At 61.7% G+C, this 20,072-nt stretch carries 14 protein-coding genes; 1 reads left to right on the top strand and 13 read right to left on the bottom strand.

Going from position 1 to position 20,072, the window contains the following annotated elements:
• Window positions 1–101: 101 nt before the first annotated feature.
• The 7 genes from SB822_RS25230 to SB822_RS25200 form a co-directional block, all read right to left on the bottom strand.
• Window positions 102–3,983 (bottom strand): WD40 repeat domain-containing protein, encoded by a 3,882-nt coding sequence (locus tag SB822_RS25230; protein WP_007733253.1) that lies wholly within the window; start codon window positions 3,981–3,983, stop codon window positions 102–104.
• A gap of 1 nt (window position 3,984) precedes the next feature.
• Window positions 3,985–5,352 (bottom strand): toll/interleukin-1 receptor domain-containing protein, encoded by a 1,368-nt coding sequence (locus SB822_RS25225; protein ID WP_007733249.1) that lies wholly within the window; start codon window positions 5,350–5,352, stop codon window positions 3,985–3,987.
• 447 nt (window positions 5,353–5,799) lie between these two features.
• Window positions 5,800–7,023 (bottom strand): trans-sulfuration enzyme family protein, encoded by a 1,224-nt coding sequence (locus tag SB822_RS25220; protein WP_410855878.1) that lies wholly within the window; start codon window positions 7,021–7,023, stop codon window positions 5,800–5,802.
• 22 nt (window positions 7,024–7,045) lie between these two features.
• Window positions 7,046–8,461 carry an aldehyde dehydrogenase family protein gene (locus SB822_RS25215; protein WP_410855877.1) on the bottom strand — a complete coding sequence of 472 codons (1,416 nt, stop codon included), beginning with the start codon at window positions 8,459–8,461 and terminating at the stop codon, window positions 7,046–7,048.
• Window positions 8,462–8,516: 55 nt separating this feature from the next.
• On the bottom strand, window positions 8,517–9,392 hold the full coding sequence (locus SB822_RS25210; RefSeq protein WP_410855897.1) for a PhzF family phenazine biosynthesis protein: 876 nt from the start codon (window positions 9,390–9,392) through the stop codon (window positions 8,517–8,519).
• Between the two features lie 44 nt (window positions 9,393–9,436).
• Window positions 9,437–10,159, bottom strand: a complete 723-nt coding sequence (locus tag SB822_RS25205) for a transporter substrate-binding domain-containing protein (protein ID WP_410855876.1) — start codon at window positions 10,157–10,159, stop codon at window positions 9,437–9,439.
• A 74-nt stretch (window positions 10,160–10,233) separates the two neighbouring features.
• Window positions 10,234–11,433 carry a pyridoxal phosphate-dependent aminotransferase gene (locus SB822_RS25200; RefSeq protein ID WP_410855875.1) on the bottom strand — a complete coding sequence of 400 codons (1,200 nt, stop codon included), beginning with the start codon at window positions 11,431–11,433 and terminating at the stop codon, window positions 10,234–10,236.
• A gap of 251 nt (window positions 11,434–11,684) precedes the next feature.
• Here SB822_RS25200 and SB822_RS25195 point away from each other — a divergent pair, with 251 nt between their 5' ends.
• The gene (locus SB822_RS25195) at window positions 11,685–13,118 is read left to right on the top strand and encodes a PLP-dependent aminotransferase family protein (protein WP_410855874.1); all 1,434 of its coding nucleotides are present in this window, start codon (window positions 11,685–11,687) and stop codon (window positions 13,116–13,118) included.
• A gap of 126 nt (window positions 13,119–13,244) precedes the next feature.
• Here SB822_RS25195 and SB822_RS25190 read toward each other — a convergent pair whose 3' ends face one another.
• The 6 genes from SB822_RS25190 to SB822_RS25165 all read right to left on the bottom strand — a co-directional run bounded on the left by SB822_RS25190 (window position 13,245) and on the right by SB822_RS25165 (window position 20,052).
• A complete protein-coding gene (locus SB822_RS25190) occupies window positions 13,245–13,832 on the bottom strand; it encodes a YSC84-related protein (protein ID WP_007733233.1) in 588 nt (195 codons plus the stop codon).
• A gap of 172 nt (window positions 13,833–14,004) precedes the next feature.
• A complete protein-coding gene (locus SB822_RS25185) occupies window positions 14,005–14,649 on the bottom strand; it encodes a VIT1/CCC1 transporter family protein (protein WP_009770719.1) in 645 nt (214 codons plus the stop codon).
• 112 nt (window positions 14,650–14,761) lie between these two features.
• Window positions 14,762–15,940, bottom strand: coding sequence for a monovalent cation:proton antiporter-2 (CPA2) family protein (locus SB822_RS25180; RefSeq protein WP_009770718.1), 1,179 nt, complete (start codon window positions 15,938–15,940; stop codon window positions 14,762–14,764).
• Between the two features lie 406 nt (window positions 15,941–16,346).
• A complete protein-coding gene (locus tag SB822_RS25175; protein ID WP_009770717.1) occupies window positions 16,347–17,360 on the bottom strand; it encodes a DUF2955 domain-containing protein in 1,014 nt (337 codons plus the stop codon).
• A gap of 5 nt (window positions 17,361–17,365) precedes the next feature.
• Window positions 17,366–18,493, bottom strand: coding sequence for an HlyD family secretion protein (locus SB822_RS25170; RefSeq protein ID WP_410855873.1), 1,128 nt, complete (start codon window positions 18,491–18,493; stop codon window positions 17,366–17,368).
• Entirely contained in the window at window positions 18,490–20,052 is a 1,563-nt protein-coding gene (locus SB822_RS25165; protein ID WP_410855896.1) for a TolC family protein, read from the bottom strand. The genes SB822_RS25170 and SB822_RS25165 overlap by 4 nt, the downstream gene beginning before the upstream one ends.
• Window positions 20,053–20,072: the final 20 nt, after the last annotated feature.

The raw sequence follows: 20,072 nt of genomic DNA, 5'->3' as shown, positions 1-20,072 counted from the left end.
TATCCCAATGCGAAAATGGAGATGGCGTCAACTTCATCATAGTCATAACCCACATCGACCACGCTCACCCACATCACCCACATCACCCACCAACACCCCTCTCACTGACAAACCGGCTTCGGCGCAGGCAACGCCGCACACGTCTTCCGATAAGGCACCCCCGACATGAACTGCCGCCACTCCGCACAGTCAAGATTCCGATTCGCAATCGCGCAAGCATCTGCCAGCATCGACTCGCTGTCCCAATTGCGCAACGACACGGTCTGATCCTCATGCAGCACGGCCACGCGACGTCCGCCTGGACTGATGTCCACGCTTGATACAGTGCCGCCCGCGGCACGCAGCCGGGCCAGTTGGCTCCCCTTGCGGAGGTCCCACACCTGGCGTTCCCCCTTCGCGTCACCGCTGACGAGCGCCTCGCCGTTGCCAATGAACACCAGCCGGTCAACCGGGCCGTCATGAGGGCCGAATTTGGCCACGGTTTGTCCGCTTTCGACGTCGTGCAGGATCGCCATCTCATCGTCGCCCCCCGATACGAGCCGCTTGCCGTCAGGACTGAATGCCAGCTGACGCACGCGATCCTTATGCGGATCAGGCAATTCTGTCATGGCCTTTTGCGACCCGAAGCGGAACAGGCGCACGACGCCATCGCCGCCCGCCACCGCGAGCACCCGGCCGTCGGGGCTAAACGCGACGACTTCGGACTCGCGCTTCCCCGACAGCACGGTTTCGTGTCCGGCCCGGGTGATCTCGTACACATGAATCGAACCATCGGACAGCGTGATCGCAAGGCGTCGATTGTCCCAACTTATAGCAAAGCGCTCTACTTCGGCATCCACCGGCTTCTGAAGCTGCAGACGGGCATGGCCCGTCATCTCCAGTACATCGACAGTGCCGTTGGCGCGCTGAATAGCGAGGAGCGAACCATCAGGACTAAATTCGGCGCGGCGCATGCCCCGTTCGCTGCGCAATTGCGCGGCATCATCAGGATTCCAGAAGTCGGCGATATCCGTGCCTGCGGGAACGGTCGCCAGAACCTTGCCGTTGCGGTTGAATTCCACCTCCTCGGCGTGGTACAGGGATTTGCCGGACCGCAACACCGACCCCGGCGCGAGCGACCATATGGTGTACAGCGTCTCCTGTTGATCGATCTGGTACGCGACGGTGTCCCCATTCGGCGAAAACTGGAAGGCGGCAACGCGCTGTCCTTGCCTGGTCTTGACTCGGGCCCGGCCGCCGCTGGTCGGCTGAACGATCTCCTGGCCATTGGCCAGGGCTGTGGCCAGCCAGCGGCCGTCCGGGCTCAATGACATGCGAACGGCCTTGCCGCTTTCATCAGCAACCGTGCCGATCTTTTGCAGAGGTTGTATCTTCCACACGCTGGTCGTTCGGCCATTTCGAAGCGCAAAAAAGCCGCCTCCGGACTCGAAGACTGCCTGTAGTTCGCCTTCGCCTTCGGCTTCGCCTCCGTCCAACGTTCCGATGACCGAGTCCGTTGATTCGTCGCGAAGCTCGACGACGCGCTTGCCGTCGGGGTTGGCGTGGAGCAACGCATCGAAGCGGCAGTCGGGTGTGCGCGCGAGCAAGGGGCGTGTGGACCTGGGCGACGGTGCGGTCCCGGTGCCGGCCTCGGTGCCGGTGCCGGGGAGCGGTGCGACGACAATGCTATCCCCGGAACCGTAGAGCAGCGTGGCGTCGTCGCGGTCGAATCCAAGGCATTGACCGTCGCCAGTGCCAAGGCGCTTCAGCACTGGGACACCCGGTTGGCCGGGCATCGTCAACACGTGGACAGATGAATGGCCTGCAACCGCGACGAACTGGCCGTGGTGACTGACGACAATCTTTTTGATGTCGGGGGCATCGCCGACAGAGACACGCCCGATTTCCTTCGCATCGCGCGCTTGCCAGGCGATGACGGTACTCTTTGCATCGGCGGATATGAGACGTGACGCGTCCTGGTCGTACGCCAGCGCCAGCACGGCTGCTTCGTGGCCTCTCCAGCGCCGCAGCACGGTCCAGGTCGTCAGGTCCAGATCGATGACGTCACCGCCGTTGGTGCCCATGGCCATCCGTTTGCCGTCAGGGCTGACTGCTGACGCGGTCACCTTATCGCCGATCCGCATCATCTTGTGCACGCCTTCATCAGCAATCAGCCGCGCTAGTTGCGCAAGCTGCGCATCCAGTCGCACTGGGGCGGCGTGGCTGGCTTCGGCGCCCAGCAGCAGCGCGCGATCGGGATGCTCCGCGTCCTCGGCGCTGGCGTTGGCAATCACGCCGGAGATAATCGCATCGCGAGTCAGTTGCCCGGCATGCGCGGTGGCTTCGTCTGCCCGCTTCTGCTGAATCGCTGCCAACTCGGCGTCCTTCACTGCGACCGCCTGCGCCTCTTTCGCACGACGATCGGCCTCGGCTGCGGAGTCGCCCATCTTTTGCAACTCCACTGCCGCCCGCTGCATCTGTTGCTGGGCTTCCTCGATTGCGAGCTTCGCCTGGATCGATTTCTCGGTCTCCTTGACCAACTGCTGCTTCGCGGCTACGGCGTCATTCTGCGCGATACTCGCACGGTGTCGTTGCACCGTCGCTTCGTATGCGGCGTATCCCGCACCGACCAGCAAAGCCATTGCAAACACGAAGGCGGCGCCAACCCACATCGCGTTGCGACGGTTACGCCGCTGTATCTCCAACGCCTCACGCACGCGCGCGGCCGCCGCGGCCGCCGCGTCACGGGCCTGCCGCGCATCGCGACTGTCCTTGACAACGCGCGTCAGCACATCATGGGTAAGTTCGAGCCTGCGCACGCCGAAGCGTTCATCGACGCGCAGCAGCCGGCCGGCCACCAGCCGCTCGATATCGGTGCGTGAGATACCGGGTAGCACGAGCGCATCATCGAGCGCATAGCTGTCCCGATGGCCGGCGTCCGTGATCAGCTCATCCTCGATAAACACACGCACACGCGGGTCGACATCTCGCAGTGAGCGCTCATAGAAATCGACCAGGATCTCGCGCTCGGCGCTCGCCACCAGCTCGGCACCGATGTGATCGCTACCCTGTGCGATACGGCGCAAATTGAGTTCGCTGCAGATCACGCTCAGGAGCGCGGGATCGACCTCCATCCGGCTGTAGTCGTCTGCCGAAGGCGCTTCGGCGCGATTGCGCCACGCGAGACCGATGATGCGTTCGGCTACCGTCGGCGCCACGAGCGCGCCGCCGCTGTCGATCACCGCTCGGGCCTGGTAGCCGTCCATCGGCAACAGGCGGTATCGGTTGCGCATTAGCGAGGGGATGTTCACGCGCAAGCCTTCCACGTCCGCCAGGAAGTCTTCGCGAAAGCTCAGAACGACCTTGCAGTCCCGACGGCTGAAATCGATGCTCTGCGCGGGTACCGCGCCGGAATCGAGCGCTTGACGCAACGCTTCCGGCGGGCGGTTTTCAATCAGGTCTGAAAGCTCGTTGACGAAGCTGGCAGCGCGACGGCGCGTCTCCTCGTCGACCTGGCCGAGCGTGAACAGCTCTTCGAACTGATCGAAAACCAGCACAGGTATCACAGCCCGGTTGCGCGTGTTCCAGAACCCGGCGCCGGCGCGATGAAAGTGTTCCCACAATGACGCCTCCGGCAGCGGCGCGGTTGCGTCGACGCCAGCGGCGCTGCAAGCGGCGGCGAGCGCCTGCCAGACCTGGTCGCGCAGCGGCAACGCGGCGCCGTGCGCGAGACGTATCATCACGGGCACGTGAAGATTCTCGCGCAAACGGGGAAAAAGTCCCGCATTGAGCAAAGAGGTCTTTCCTAGCCCCGAGCGGCCGAACAGGACGGTCAGCACTTCACGGCGCACCAGCCGCGCGAGTTCTTCCGCCTCGTTCTCCCGGCCGCGGAAAAAGTACTGGTCCGCCTCAGTGAAAGACGCGAGGCCTGGCCAGGGGCGCGTCGGCGTCAGCGCGTCTGCCGACAGTCCTTCGTGCCCGGATTCAACCGCTTCATCAGCCATATCAGCTCCGCCGGCAGCGGCTGGAGATTTGCCGGTATAGATCGCGCACGTGCGCGACGAACGTCTCGTCAGTGCGTGCGCCCGGCAGCGTCATCCATTGGGCGGAGCGAAAGCGGTCGGGAAGCCAGTCGCCGTACTTGGGCGTGTCGTCGATCACCACCGGGACGAGGAAGGGTTCGTCAGGCGCCATGCCGCGAGCGCGCTCGTCGGCGGCCATCCACTCGCGCCAGAAGTAGTCCCGCCGCCGGTCCGGGTCTTGCGTGGCGCGCGAAATCACGGGCATGAACAGGCTGCTGGTGTCCACGCCGCGCCGGATACTGCGCTCCCAATCATCGCCGCCCCGCAGCTCACTCCGGTCGAACCATACGTCGATGCCTGCAGCATCGAGTTCGCGAGCGAGACCTTGCACGGCGTCTGTATCCTGACTCGAATAGCTGATGAACACCGCCCCCTCGATGGCGCGCGGCACGACGGGTGCCGACGGTGCCTGCGCAACGCCCGTGGGATGACGCTGGCTCCAGCGGGAGCGCAGCTCGGCGCAGAAGACGGTCGGCTCCAGCGACACGACGCGGGTCGCCGGGCTGAAGTCGGCGAGGAAGGCTTTCAACGCGGGGTCGCGCGCCGCCATTGGATCGATCAGGTACTCCACCGTCTGGCGAGGTGACGAGAGCCGCTCGTTCTTGGCTGCCCGCAGGAAAAAGCGCGCGAGCCAGTCCGGCAGCCGGCAACCGAGCAGCAGCAGATGGTCGTCGCGCAACGCATCGAACAGCAGCTTCGGCCGACGCGCGTCGTCCTGCAACGCGTGAAGGAATTCCAGGCGATCCTCGTCGCAGATCACCCAATCGGGCGCTGACGATTGGCGCCCGAGCAGATGGAACACGGTTGGCGTGGTCAGGCGCCCACGAGGGAGCGGTAGATCGGCAGGCCGATTTGGGGAGAAGCTCACAACGGAAGTGCGCGTTTCCCCGCCGTGACGGACAAGGTCGATTGCGCGAGTCAGCAAGCCGTCGAACGAAAGGGTCACGAACAGATCGAACGGGGACACGGCGGCGAGGTCCAGCAGCGCTTGAGGAGGCTCGATCGCCAGGTCTCTCACGACCTGAGAGGTGCGAACGTACAGGTCTTCCTTGCGCGCGCGCGGCAGTAGCAGATAACGGCTGACGACGTCATCCAGCCGCGGAGGGTTGTCGAACTCGGTCAGGCCGATGCGGAGCTTTTCTGCCAGCCGGGTGGCGACAAGCGCATCGAACCCCATGGATTGACCGTCTTGACTGACGGGCAGCAGCCCGTCATCCACCACCGCAATGACCCGCCCTTCATCGATGTAGTCGAGAAGGTCACTCCAGAAGAATTCGTCGAGTTCTTCCACGAAATTCGCTCCTGGAAATTTGAACTCCCCTGATCATTTGACGGGTGCAGGTAGCCTGCGCACACAGGCCATTTCGAGTTGTGGTCAGCTCCGCCGTGAAGCGCTGAAATTTGCAATGGCGCACTCGTCAACCGTCGCTCTCTCGACTGATAAAAAACGATTGGACAGTGCCTTTTGTCAAAAGACGTGGTTATTGGAGCACAGATGTTCGCGCCGGTCACTGTTTTGTCTGAACACACTGCCTCAGATCGACGATAGAACATCGGGTGGCGCAGCGACAGGGATCTAGGTGGGACAGCGCACACTTGGCGTTGCAAATATCTTGCAGGAAAAGCGGCATGCGGTGAGAAATTGTCTCCTCTATCGACATTCGCCATCGTTCCAGCGCTCGCTGCACGCCGCTCTAACGAAGCCCCGCGTACTCCCCACAGCTCAGCGGATCGACTATCAGCCGAACGTCTCCTCAAGGGCCGCGCTGATATCCGCTATCAAATCGCCCGGATCTTCCAGACCGATCGACAGGCGCAGGTGACCATATTCCCGGAACACGTCCGGATAGCACTCGGATCCCCCTCGCCCATCCTTTCCGACGTGCACGATCAGTGTCTCGTCATGGCCAAGCGACACAGCCGAGGTGATGAGGCGCAGATTAGCGACAAATCGATTCTGCACCTCGGGTCCACCTTCCACGGCAAAGGCCATGACCGCGCCATACCCCGCGCCACTAAACTGGCGCGACGCGAGTTCATGTTGCGGATGAGAAGGCAGCCCAGGAAATACCACGAAAGCGACCCGTTGGTCACTGTCGAGGAAATCCGCGACCTGTTGCGCCGTAGACATGTGTTTCGGCAAGCGCAGTGGCAGCGTCACCGAACCTCGCATGATGAGCCAGGCATTGAACGGTGAGATTGAACCGCCCACGTCAACGAGTGCATCGCTCTTCAGCCGGCGGATCAGTCCGGCACGCCCGACGACGACTCCCCCCATCGCATCGCCATGTCCATTGATGTACTTCGTCAGCGAATGAACGACGAAATCCGCGCCATGCTCGAGGGCCCGAAACATCGGCGGGGGTGTAAAGGTTGCGTCGATCGAAAGCATCGCCTCAGCATGGTGGGCGATTTCTGCAATCGCTTTGACATCTGCCACTTTCGTAGTCGGATTGGCAATCGTCTCGGCATGGATCAGCTTCGTGTTGGGGCGCAGAGCTTGCGTCACTGCGGCGAGATTGCTGATGTCCACAAAGGTTGCTTCGATACCATACCGTTGTGGAAGCAGTTCGCTGAAGAGACGCCAGACGGCTTCATACGTCACATCGCTGACAACGACGTGGTCACCGCTTTTCAGGAAAGTAAAGAATATCGAATGAAGCGCGGCAACACCGGTACCGAAAACGACGGCTTCTTCACCGCGCTCCGTCGCCGCCAGCTTGTTCTCAAGGCAGAGCTGATTGAAGCCCAGGTTGCGTGTGTAGAACAACGTTTGGGAATCCGACCAGTCCAGTGACGTCGGGTCATCGGGCAACCTGTATGAGTTCGCCATGACGATCGGTGTACGGATTGGACCTGTGCTGGCGTCAGTGAGATTCCCAGCATGCACCGCCTGACTGTCGAACGAGAGACTCTCAGGATGTTCCCGATCGGGCCGTTGAAACACGTTCCTGCTTGCCATAGGCCACCTTGCATAACAAGAGTTACTGATCCGACTTCCTGATACACACAACCTTCGTTTGCGTCATCGCCTCATAGGCAAACCGGACACCTTCTCGTCCAAGGCTTCCGTACTTGAATCCTCCAAACGGCATGGCATCGAACCGATAGTCCGACGAGTCGTTGATCATCACGCCGCCAGCCTCCAGTTTGTCCGCCGCCTTGAGGGCAGCATGCAGATCATTGGTGAAGATGCCAGCATGGAGGCTGTAATCAGGGCTATTAGCAAGCGCAAGCGCCTCGTCCAGTGTCTCGATCCGTTGAAGAACGACAACCGGGCTGAACGCCTCGTGCTTCCACAGATCGCATGTAAAACTCACGTCCTCGAGCACGGTCGGCGCGTAGACGGAACCTTCGTGAGTATTTCCGCAAAGCAGTCTGGCGCCCTGCCTGATCGCTGCGTCCACTACGGCTTTCGTTCGCGCGGCCGACTGCGCCGTGATCATCGGCCCAACGTCCGTGTCCGGCAACGCCGGGTTACCCACCTTTAGCGCTTGAGTGCGAGCAACGAATCGCTTTCTGAACGCTTCGTAGACAGACGACTGGATCAGAATGCGTTGCGTGCCGATACAGTTCTGGCCTGCAGCCCAGTATGCACCGGAGACACACGACGCGACGGCATCTTCAAGATCGCAGTCGCCCATGACGATGACGGGCGCATTGCCTCCGAGATCCATCGCAAGCTTTTTCAGGCCTGCAGAGCGGGCTATTTTCTCTCCCGTCGCGAAGCCGCCCGTGAAAGAAACCATTCTCACATCCCGTGATGAGACGAGTGCTTCGCCAAGGGCTGCGCCGCCCGTCGCTACCGACACAATGTTCGACGGCATTCCCGCCGCCACCAGATAGTTGACCAGCTTGATAGCCGAAAGTGGCGCGAGTTCGGACGGCTTGAGCACCACGGCATTGCCCCCGGCGATCGCTGGTCCAAGCTTGTGTGCAACCAGGTTGAGTGGATCGTTGTACGGCGTGATGGCGACGATGATGCCGAGCGGTTCCCGGGTGAACCATCCCTGCCGGTTTTCCGATCCGGCATATGCGTCGAACGGTACGACCTCACCTCCGTTTCGGCGCGCTTCGTCGGCGGACAGCTTGAGCGTGTTCACGCAGCGCAGCACTTCTCTTTTTGCCTGCCTGATCGTCTTACCGGCTTCCGCGACAATGAGATCGGCAAACGTGTCCTTATCGCGCTCCACCATCGATGCGCAGGCTTCGAGCACACGAGCACGCTCATGACGCGAAAGGCTGCGGCACGCGCGTGCACCCTCTTTCGCGCTGTCAATCAACATCTGCACGCCTTCCGGTGGGATATTCACGACGGTGCCCACTTCGACACCATCGAATGGATTCTTCACCGAAATAAAACTGAACGCTGCTTCAATCGTGGATGAATGGATATTCATTTCGACATACTTAATGTTGGCTACGGATCATCCAATGCCCTACCCAGCGCGGCTTTCAGAGCGTCAGCGAGCCGTCCACACAGGTGACACAGGAACCGCCGATGCGTACATTCCCGCTCGTATCCACGTTCACCTCGATTCGTCCATCCCGACCGACACTGCGTCCCTGTGTCGCCACATAGCGTCCGCCGTCGGCGGGCAACAGGCCGCGCTTCCACTGGAATGCAGCGACACTGCCATTTCCGCTTCCACAGACAGGATCCTCCTCCACGCCACATGACGGTGCGAAGGTACGCACTTCTATCGCCGCATCTCCACCGTCGTGAGTACCGAATACGGTCAGACCCGTGACGCCGAGGCGGCGCTCGAAGTCCGCCAACCTCGCGAGATCCGGCCGCAGATTGACTACGGTAGCCGCACCGTCCATCTGCGCGATGACCCAAATGGGGCCGACGTTCACGATGGCCGGCGCAGTCCTGGTGTCGACTTTGCAGCCGAGAATGAGTTCGAGATCTGCAATATCTGCTGCGTGCAGCGGCTCGATCTTTGCGGGCGGGAGATCGAAGGCCAGCTGGCGGTCTCCTGGTTGCTCTCTTATCGTCAACTCGACGAGGCCAATGCCGCATTGCTGAATCAATCGCCCGCCTGCGCGAGGTGTCACACGACCCGCTTCCAGAATGGCATGAGCACTGCCGAGTGTCGGATGCCCAGCAAAGGGAAGCTCACTGCGCGGCGTGAAAATCCGCAACTGATAGTCCGCTTCGTCTGTCGTAGGCGGAAGGACAAACGTCGTTTCCGAAAGATTCGTCCAGCGCGCGATGGCTTGCATCTCGTCCGTGGACAAACCCTCCGCGTCGAGCACCACGGCAACCGGATTGCCCAGCATAGGTCGCGAGGTAAACACGTCAACTACCTTATATGATCTCTTCATAGTGTCTCCAACTAGCTGGATAAGAAAGTGCCGCGTGGTGTTGGTCAACCTTTTGCAGTCACTATGCTGTCGATTTCCGCTTCCGTGATGCCGTACTTCGCCATGCGCGCGCGGTGGTCCGCCGAACCGAGGTACTTGCGCAACTGTTCATTCACGGCCTGCAAAAGAGCAGTATTGTCCTTATTGAACGAGAAGGCGCCGACAGGTGCTCCCGTTTCCTTGCTCATCGCATGCGCGACCGCTTCCAGTTCCTTGTTTGCACTGGCAACCACGCGGTTCCCGACGGCCGTTCCAGCGAATGCGTCTATCTTTCCTGCGAGTAGCGCAGCAACTGCCTCCGGCTGGTCCTTGAACATTATGATCTGGTCATCATGCACGCCCGCCGACTTTGCGGAGTTGAGCTGTACCTGACCAGTAATAATCCCCAACCGCGCGTCGCTACGCTCTGCTACGGCCCTGTAGCTCGTCAGTGTTTTTGGATTGCCGTCGTGCACGACGAATCCATCGCCCAGCGCCCAGACGGGCACGCTGAATGCAACTTGCTCTGCGCGCTCAGCCGTTACAAAAATCGGCACGTTCATGTCCCAGCGACCTTCGTGTACGCCAGGTAGAAATTCTTCGAACGAGGTCAAATGATGTTCGATGGATGTCACACCGATCGCGCGGAGCACCACATCGGCGAGTTCGATATCCGAGCCCGTCACGGAACCATCGGGACCAGTCCAGTAGAACGGCGGTTCATCGATATAGGCGATTTTTACTTTCATGGCTTTACCCGACATATCTAGAAGTGAAGGTTCCGGCTATCCGGCGTGCTACATGCAGCGGGATCTCAGATCCGTCATGCGCGAACGGCATCCAGAGCCGACGAAAGAGCCGCCAGCGCCGATCCAAGACGAGCAGCCGGCAAATAACCAAAGCCCAGGCGAAATACACGATCGCTTTCTCCAAACCATGTTCCGCAGGCCAGTTGCAAGTCGTAGCGAGGCAGCAGATCCCAGAAACGCGATACGGCAACATCGTCGAATGCGTCACGACGTAGACGCAAGCAGCACAGCGCGCCGGCATCGGGGCGCACCCACTCGATGCGTTTTTGTTCGCGCTCGCACCAGGTCGCCAGTTCCTCGAGGGCGCCGGCTAGCAAACGACGTCGCGATGAAAGCGCACCTTCCCGGTTACGCAGCAGCGCGGCGGCGAGCGCTTCGTCGAGCACCGAGCCCGAGATGACGGTGTTCATCTTCGCGACGGTCAGGCGCGATCGCAGATCGGGGTCCGCTACCGTGAGCCAGCCTGTGCGCAAGCCCGGCGCGCCAAGCGCTTTCGATACCGACGCGCCGGTGACGATACGCGAGTCGAGCCCCGCAAAACTGTCGATCGCGACATCGTCGCCATAGGTTGCCTCGCGATAGGTCTCGTCGATAAAAAGTATCGCTCCCGGAGAGCGCCTCTCCATCAACACAAGGAGTTTTTCGATATCAGCGCGAGATGTCTGAACACCACTTGGATTCTGAGGCGAAGCAATGCTCACCAGCTTCGTGTTCAGCGACAGGCTCGCTGCAAGCTGCTCCAGATCCAGTCGATATCCATTCTCGAACGATAACCTGACCTCGCGGACGCTGACGCCGGCGCCAAGCAGACAGTCGCGGCTCGGCGGAAAGCATGGTGTCGCGAGGACAGCTTCGTCGCCAGGTCGGCAAACTTCGAATGCAAGAAGAAAGAGTCCGAGCGCGGTGCCTTGCGTCGTCACTATCTGCCCGGCAGGGACTTTGCAGGCATCCGCAATGGCCTCGCGAAGCGCTTGCGCACCCGCCGATTTGCCATAGCCAAGCTTCAGATCACGGATACGCTCAAGACCCGAGAGGTCCAGCAGTTCCCCAAGCGTCAGGTCCTGCGATGTGCTCTCCGCCAGGTTGAATGGCCGGTTCACGTCGAGCAGCGAAATGATCTCGTTGTAGGGAAAGCGACCGCGCCACTCTCTCGCATTTTCGCTGTTCGATCGTGACAGTTGTTGTTCGTCGACACGCTGCTGAGAAGCGTTCATGCCTTTGCCTTGTATGGACTGTGAATTCTTCGATGGGCGATCCGTTTGAGTCACCGGGTTTGAGTCACCGGGTTTAAGTCACCCCATGCGAACGTCTGTGCTCTTACGGACGCGATCGGAACACACGCATCGTAGCGCTCGCGGGCCGACCATAACAGTCACAATTTCCGACTGAATCAACCATCACAATTTCGCTTGGCGAGCCGCGACCGCCCGATCGATAATCGTGAATCTTCTGTCGCGATGCTTTCATGGACACGCACACTTCATACCGTTACGAGCAGTTGGCCGAACTCATCGTCGGCATGATCGACAACGGCGCGCTCGCACCGGGCGTGCGGCTGCCGTCCGTGCGCGCCGTCAGTGAGCAGCACAGGATCAGTATCGCCACCGCGCTACAGGCGTACCGTCTGCTCGAAGATCGCGGCATCCTGGTCGCGCGGCCGCAGTCCGGCTTTTACGTCGCGGCGTCGCCGCGCAGCACGCTCGCGTTGCCGTCGACCTCGCGAGCGCGAACGAAAGCGTCGGCCGTCTCGGTCAGTGGGGTCGTGGCGACGCTGCTCGAACATGCGTCGAACCCTGCACTCGTGCCGCTCGGTTGCGCCTTCCCCGACTCGGCGCTTCTGCAGACGAAGCGGCTCGACCTCGCGCTCGCGCGTGCCGCACGTCGACAAAGCGTGCGGTACAACGGCTATTGCCCACCGCATGGCGAACCGCGCTTACGCCGCGAAATTGCGAAACGCGCGATGCGCGTCGGGCATGCGCTGTCGCCCGACGACGTGCTCGTCACGGCAGGCTGCACCGAGGCGCTGACCCTCGCGCTCACCGCCGTTGCGAAGCGCGGCGATACGATCGCGATCGAATCGCCCACCTACTTTGGACTGCTCCATACGATCGAAGTGCTGGGTCTGAAGGCCTTCGAGTTGCCGACCCACCCGACGCGCGGCATCGACGTCGGCGCACTCGCACACCTGCTCGATACGGAACACGTGGCGGCCTGCGTGCTGTCGTCGAGTTTCAACAATCCGCTCGGCTCCACGATGGCGGAGGCCGACAAACTGGCGCTTCTCGCGGTGCTTGCGCGGCATGCCGTGCCGCTGATCGAAGACGATGTATACGGTGAGATCTACTTCGGACGCGAGCGGCCGAAGCCGTTCACCGCGCTCGAAGGCGGCGCCAATACGATCTACTGCAGTTCGTTCTCGAAGAGTCTTGCGCCTGGATACCGGATCGGCTGGATCGCAGCGGGCGCCTATACGCAGCAGCTGATGGAGCGCAAGCTCGCGTTCACGCTGTGCGGGCCCGCCCTGCCGCAAATCGCGCTCGCGGACTTCCTGGAAAGCGGCGCCTACGACACGCACTTGCGCCGTATCCGCCGCGTCTTCGAACAGAACCTCGCGCGCATGACGCGTGCGATCGAGGCAAGCTTCCCGGCCGACACGAAAGTGAGCCGGCCAGCAGGCGGCTTTATGCTCTGGCTCGAACTGCCGAGGGGCTTCGATTCACGCGAACTCTTCGAGGAAGCCCTCGAGCAAGGCATCTGCTTTGCGCCCGGCGACGTCTTCTCCGCGAGCCGGCGCTTTCGCAATTGCCTGAGACTGAGCGCCGGGCACCTCTGGAGCGAACGTGTCGAAGATGGCGTCCGGCGCCTGGGCCGGCTTGCGAAGGCGCAGCTTGCGCGCTGAGCGCCGATGTGAGCGGGAAAACCGTGGTTTGCGGGCGCGCGCACCCGGTTGCCGATCTGGCGTGACGACAACTACATTGCGTCGATCGGTTGAAACCTGGCCAGGCAAACACAGCAAGCTCCATCATCAGATTTTCAGGCGCGAAACTTTAGTGCCTGAGAGCGAAACATCGCCCATCAGGCCGGCATTGGTCAGCACGATCGCCTGGACGGGCGCGGTGGCCGTCGTCGTATCGATCGCTCCGTTCGCGCCGACCTTCAGCAGCGCGACCGACCCTTCGCCACCGACCGACCAGCCTTTGGAATTGCGAAACTTGCTGAGCGCATCATGCGTCATGAACAGAAAGATGACGGCCTTCGATTGTGCGCCTGCCTGCAAGCCGAATGAGCCCGACACCGTGCTGTAGTAACCAACCGACTTCCCACCTACGTGCAATGCGCCTTCGCCGTATTCGCCGCCGGCGATGAAGCCGACCTTCAGCACGGATGGGAACACGAGAACGCCATTCGCCTTGCCGACGAGTTCCTTTGAACCTTTGACTGTCTCGTACAGCCGCGATAAGGTCGCGTGGACCTTGGCGTCGATTTCCTGCCGTTTCGCTGAGTTGGACTCGCCGGCGAGGGCGTCGCTCAGTGTCGATGTGAAACCCGCCAGCGTAAGGCCCGAAACAGCGAGCGCAGCGCTACCCGTCCGTATAAAAGTTCTTCTGTGCATGGTTACCTCCATCATGGTTCACGGTCAAACCGTGTTGCTGCAATGGTCTAAAGGATGTACTCCACCAACAATTGTCCTGTCACGCGCCCCGGTTGCAATTTCACAGAAGCAGAAAGCGCTTCAGGCAGGTGTTCGCCCTGCGGTAGCCGATAATCCGTTGCCAAGCTCCGAATCAGCCCCCTAAAGCGATGATGATTGCAAGCAGCGCGACGCCAATTCCGGACATTGCGAGACCGGACACCAACGGTCTTCCGCCGGTGTGCCGACCGAGCGCAAAACCGCAGATGAAGAGCGTGACAACCGCCAGTGCGTTTGAGACGCGCAATGCCAGCACGACTTTTGAAATGAACATGAATGGAATCACGACCGGGAAAGTCGCCAGGACGACGAGCGCGAATACGCCGAATGCGGCGGCATAGTCTCTCCCGTCAAGCCGGACAGCCGGCTCGCGTACGGTAAGGAGCCCCTGGTGCAGTGAGTCGAGCGCCGCAGGCTGGACGATGGATGCGAGAAGTTGCGGGAGCGCATCTTTAATCAAGTGGTGCGATTCGGCCTTGTCTTGTGTCGCCCGAAGCCGCGCCAGCAATGTAACCTTCCTGCGTCGCTCAGTTGCTGTGCGTATGAGACACATGACGGCATCCACCAGCCCCCAGGCGAGGTTGCAGCCGAGCGCGGTGAGCATCATCGTCCGGACTTCCTGGTGGCCGGCGGTCGCAACGCTGAGGGCACCCGTGAACGACAGTGCCATCAGCACACCAAAGACGATCTCGCTCACTCTGTCGATTGGGTCAAGCAAGGGTTCGCGTTCGTTTGACATTTCAGCTGGACTCCTTGTGGTTCTTGCCTGATTACATCAGGCAAGAAGGGATTCGTCGCAATCAACGGCCCCCGAGTAATCCACGATCCGGCTACGCAATGGATCCTCTCGACTACCCTTCTCCGACCTCACGACTGGCGAATGGCTGCAACAGCCGGCGGTGCACGAGCAACAGTAAAGGCGTCGAGACCATCGATAGCGCAACGACCAGCGTGACAAGGGACGACTGTCGCTGATCGATAACCCCCGCAGCCAGTGAAGCGGCCATCACCACAAACGCGAACTCGCCGCCTTGTGACAGCAGAATCGCGAAGTAGCCGCGTTGCGATGGCGGCACGCCGAATCTATTCGCAAGAAACCACTGCGCGATCGCCTTGATACCGACCAGTGCCACGACGAGTATCGCGACACGTACCGGCTCGCGCATCAACACACCAAAATCGATTGACGTTCCCACTGCAATGAAAAACAAACCGAGCAACAGGCCCTTGAAGGGCGCCATGTCGACTTCGACCTGGTGGCGATAGTCCGAATCCGCGAGCAGTACCCCTGCGACAAAGGCGCCCAAAGACATTGACAGATGAACGCTCTCCATGAGCAATGAGATGCCCACTATCCACAGCAGTGCAAACGCGGTGAAAATTTCTGGAACGCCAATGCTGGTGATCAAACGCAGCACGATGTGCAACAGGTAGCGGCCGACGAGCGTTATCGCACCAAGCATGGCCAGTGCTTTCAAAGCTACGAGCCAACCCGGTTCCGCTGCGGGGGTGGGCACCGCCGGTCCAAGCAACGGCAGGAGAGCAATCAGCGGGATAGCTGCCATGTCCTGAAACAGGAGAATGCCGAACCCGGCACGGCCCGTTGGCATATCCATTAACTTACGCTCCTGAAGTTCGGACATCACCATTGCGGTCGATGACAGCGAGAGCGCAAGCCCGCCCGCCAACGCAATACGCCAGGGCAACCCTAACATCAGGAAAATCCCCGACAACGCCGCGGCACAGACGGTCATCTGCATTGTGCCGTAGCCAAAGATGGTGCGGCGCATCGCCCATAGGGCGTCGACCCTCATTTCAAGTCCGATCACGAACATCATCAGCACGATGCCCAACTCGGAAAAATGGAGGATCGCGTCGATGTCGGTCACCAGCTTCAGTGCCCACGGGCCGATCATGATGCCCGCCACCAGGTAGCCAAGTACGGCCCCAAAGCCGAGGCGGACCGCCAGCGGCACGGCGATCAGCGCCGACGCAAGAAAGATGACCACGTCGACCAGCAACTTTGTCATCTGGTGTTCTCCTGAACAGACCTTCGACAGAGCTCGAAGCAACGCATTGTGGACTGGCCGCGGAACCTCGTCGCCGACCAGGGGAGACGGTCTGCGCGATTGATCAGGGCTGGGGTGGCAAGCTATCTCGCTGCGGCGTGCCTTCTTCGGAAGACGTGAAACAGAACGCGGCGCCTTGGCTTCACCCGATCGCGGCTAGACCTTTCTCCGGAACGTATTTAATGGGGCGATTCGGTTTGCGGTAACCGTCTGGCTTCTGCCTCTCCCGTCTCGGAGAGTCGTCCGCCTCTGCCAGCGAACATGATCAATCGCGGAATCGTCAAAAGGCATCACGCGCTCCTCTTTAAGTCTATTCACTGTATAGCACCGGCGGTATTGGACCTTGGTCTAATCAGAAATCAGCGTGTCAGTGTGCCCGGCCGTAGCGGTCAAAGAGCTGAAGCGTCAGACATGCGTAGACCGTCACAGCCAGAAAGAGTCCCATACGTACCGCGAATGCACTGTAGACGTCCTTGCCTGCCACGCTATCCTGCACCGACTGGCCGAGCAGGATGATCATCGTGACGAGGCTGTTCAGCCAGAAACCCGGCGAGTAACGCGTCGGGCTGATGCGATAAAGCTTGCGTCCCACCAGCAGACCGAACAGCAGCATCCACAGGAAGAACATCCACAGGTCCACGAAGAGCCTGAGGGCAAACCAGAACGCGACCGCTAGCAGGCCGCCTAGCAACGTAGAGCCGATGAGATCGCGCGCCGCACTGCGGGCCGTCGTGGTGCAGCTCTGCCTGCCGAGGCTGACGGACTTCATGATGATCGGCATGTAACTCGCCGGATCGGCCATCGCGAGCAGGTAGACCGGCATGACCACGAGCGCGGCGCGCAGCGCAACGCGTACGGCCAGATCGTTCGGCATGACGGGCGCGGCAGGCTGCCGCCGCGCGCTCATGGGTTCGGGAAACAGCCGGTGAACCACGGCCGACACCACCACGGCAAGCACGAGCCCCTGCACCAGCGCGCCAACGACCGTCACGGCTAACTGGAAGTCAGCTGTACCCGCTGCGGAGATCATCGTCAGTCCCGCCACCAGAAAGGTCGCGACCAGATTGTTCCCGCCGCGCAATCCGTAGCGAAAGGCAAGAAAGAGCATGAGACCCGTGATCATCACGCCAGCGAACGCGTAATGACGAAGCAGCGGAACAAGGAGCAAGCCGCTGCCCGTGGTCAATGCGACGACCAGCGCGAATGCGATGCCTGCCTTGAACGACAGTGGCCGGTTTTGCGTCGCCAGCAGAAAGACGGCGAACACCGGCCCGACCACGGGAATCGGCAGGTCCAGCGCGAAACTGACCGCGAGGCAGAGTGCCGTCCCTGTGGCAACGCGCAGCGCACGGCGACCGGGGAGCTGGAGTGTGTTTGCCATCGACGTCAGTAAAGATAGGAGACCCAGCTCATCACGCGCAGAAACACGCGACCCAGCGGATTGAGCGGATTGCCCTGACTCGGAAACGCCATCACCTCGGCCTGCCCGCCAACGCGGATGTTGTGCAGACGTGCGCGCTCATTCGGGTCGAATTCGACGATCACCGGAAAACGCTGGGCGGGACGCAGCCAGTCGCGGCTGTTCTGCACGGTGGGCAGACTGCCAGGTGGCGCGCTCTGCCCCACGCTCACGCCATAACCGATACTGCGGACCCGCCCTTCGAAGACTTCGCCCGGCAGTGCGTCCAGTGCGATCGCCACGGGCGTGCCGGGCTGGAGGTGGCCCAGGTTGTTCTCAGTCATATCGGCGCTGACCCACACGCTACGAATCGCGATCAGTGTCATCACCGGATTGCCCGCCGCCGCGAACTGGCCGACCTCGGCGCGCAGATCGGTGATGACGCCACCTGTGCGGGCCGTGATCCGCGTGTTGGCCAGATCGAGTTCAGCCTTCTGGACGGCAGCCGCCGCACTGCGCAACTGCGCGTTTTCTGCGTCGTGACCGCCCTGCTGCTCGCGTGCGCGCTCCACTTCGGCACGCGCTGCGGCAACCTGGCTTTGAGCCTGCTCGTGCGTCGCGCGCGCCACCTCGAGGCGCCGTAGCGAGACCGTGCCTTCGTCTTCTCGATACAGCCGTTCGAGGCGCTCGCTGTCCTGCCGCGCCTTGGTCTCGTTTGCGATAGCCGCCCGCAGCGATGCGAGCGCCGAATCGATGCCGGCCGTGCTGGCGCCGACCTGACGGCGCGTGGAGTCGAGGTCGGCCCGTGCGCGATCGGCGGCAATGCGGTATTGCCCGCTATCGATTTCGAACAGCACGTCACCCGCGTTGACTTCCTGGTTGTTGTGCACGAGAACGCGCGTCACCTGTCCCGATACTTCCGCGGCGACGGGCACGACATAGGCCTGTACACGTGCCTGTTGCGTGTAAGGCGTAAAGCGGTCGGCGAGCAGATACCAGATCAGGCTCACGACGATCAGGCCGACAATCCACTTCACCGCCCTGCCCGATGGATCGGCGTCGGGCGACGGCGCCGGCGTCGGCGCAGCATGGGAGGTCCCGGGCGTGTCGCTCATTGGGACGGACCTGAGGACGGAATGGCGGCAGCCGACGGCGCGCCCGGCTCGGTCAGCAGATCACCCCAGTCGGTGCGTTCCTGCATCTGCGCGCGGGTCGCCGGATCGACGATCGGCTGCTCCGCGTACCAGCCTCCGCCGAGCGCCTTGTACAGCGCGATCAGACTGCCCACGGCATTGCTGCGGTTGACGATGTACGCATCCTGCTGCGCGAACAGCGCGCGCTGGGCATCGAGCACGCGCTGGAAGTCTGAATACCCTTCGCGGTAGATCGTATTGGCAAGCGTGAGGGAGCGCCGCGCGGCCCCTTGAGCGTCGTTCAGAATGGTGTCCCGCTGCAATGCGGCGATCAGTGCGGTCGCGGCATCATCAGCTTCCCGTGCGGCTTCGCGCACGGTGTTCTGATAGGCGATCGTCAACTGTTGCAGCCGGGCGTCCTGTACGCGCACGTTGTTGGTGATCCGGCCATGATCGAACACGTTCCACGTGACGCTCGGGCCGGCTACCACGGCCAGCGTGTTCGGTGAACCGGTGAGCGAACTCGCGCTCCAGACGAGCGAGCCCACCAGCGACACCGACGGATAAAGATCGGCTTTCGCCACGCCGATCAATGCCGACTGCGCGGCCATCTGATACTCGGCAGCGCGAACGTCGGGGCGGCGCAATAGCAGATCGGCCGGCACGTCCTGCAGCACGGCATGATCGACGAGCGGGATCACGCCCTCCTTGCCGGACTGCACGTCGAGTTCCGGCAGCGGACCGGGTGGTCGCCCCGTCAGCACGGACAGCGCGTGACGCGCGAGCACGATCTGGCTCTCGAGTTCGGGGATGCTGCTCAGCGTACCCAGATACTGCGTTTTGGCCTGCTGGAAGTCCAGCTCATCCGTCTCGCCGCTCTTGAAGAGCTTTTGCGCGATGTCGTAGCTGCGCTTCTGCAACCGGGCGTTGTCGCGCGCGATGCGCAGGCGCGCCTCGGCCGTGCGCAGCGTGAAGTAGGTATCGGCGACTTGCGCATGTAACAGGACCAACGCTGCGTCGCGATTCGATTGCGCCGCAAAGAATGTGGCGTCGGCCGACTCGATTGCGCGGCTAAAACGCCCCCAGAAGTCGAGTTCCCAGCCGATGCTGAAGCCCGTGCCGTATTGCCAGTAGGCACCCGAGCGCGGGTTGAATCCATCCGAGCGCTTGCGCGCCGAGTAAAGCACGTCGGCGTTGACCTGCTGCAGCTGGGGGTAGCGTCCCGCAAGCGCGATGCCGAGCTGCGCGCGGGCCTCGATCACGCGCAGGCCGGCGATCTTCAGGTCGCCGTTGTTTGCATCGGCTTGCGCGATCAGACGCTCGAGGTTCTCGTCGCCGAAAATCTCCCACCACTGACGCGCATCGGGCTGCGCCCCCTGCTGCGTGACCTGCCCGATCGATGCGCTGCTCCAGTGCTCGCTCCACCCCTCATGCTGCGGATGAAAGTCCGGGCCCACGCGCATGCACCCATTCATGAAGCCCGTGAGGCTCCCGATTAGCAACACTGTCCGAAGCGGCATCGCCACCCCGCGTGGGAGCATTGGAGGCGACACGGCGTGGT

Source organism: Paraburkholderia sp. SIMBA_054 (assembly GCF_046534875.1).
GTDB classification, from domain to species: Bacteria; Pseudomonadota; Gammaproteobacteria; order Burkholderiales; family Burkholderiaceae; genus Paraburkholderia; species Paraburkholderia hospita.
This window is presented reverse-complemented; position numbering and strand designations above follow the sequence as displayed.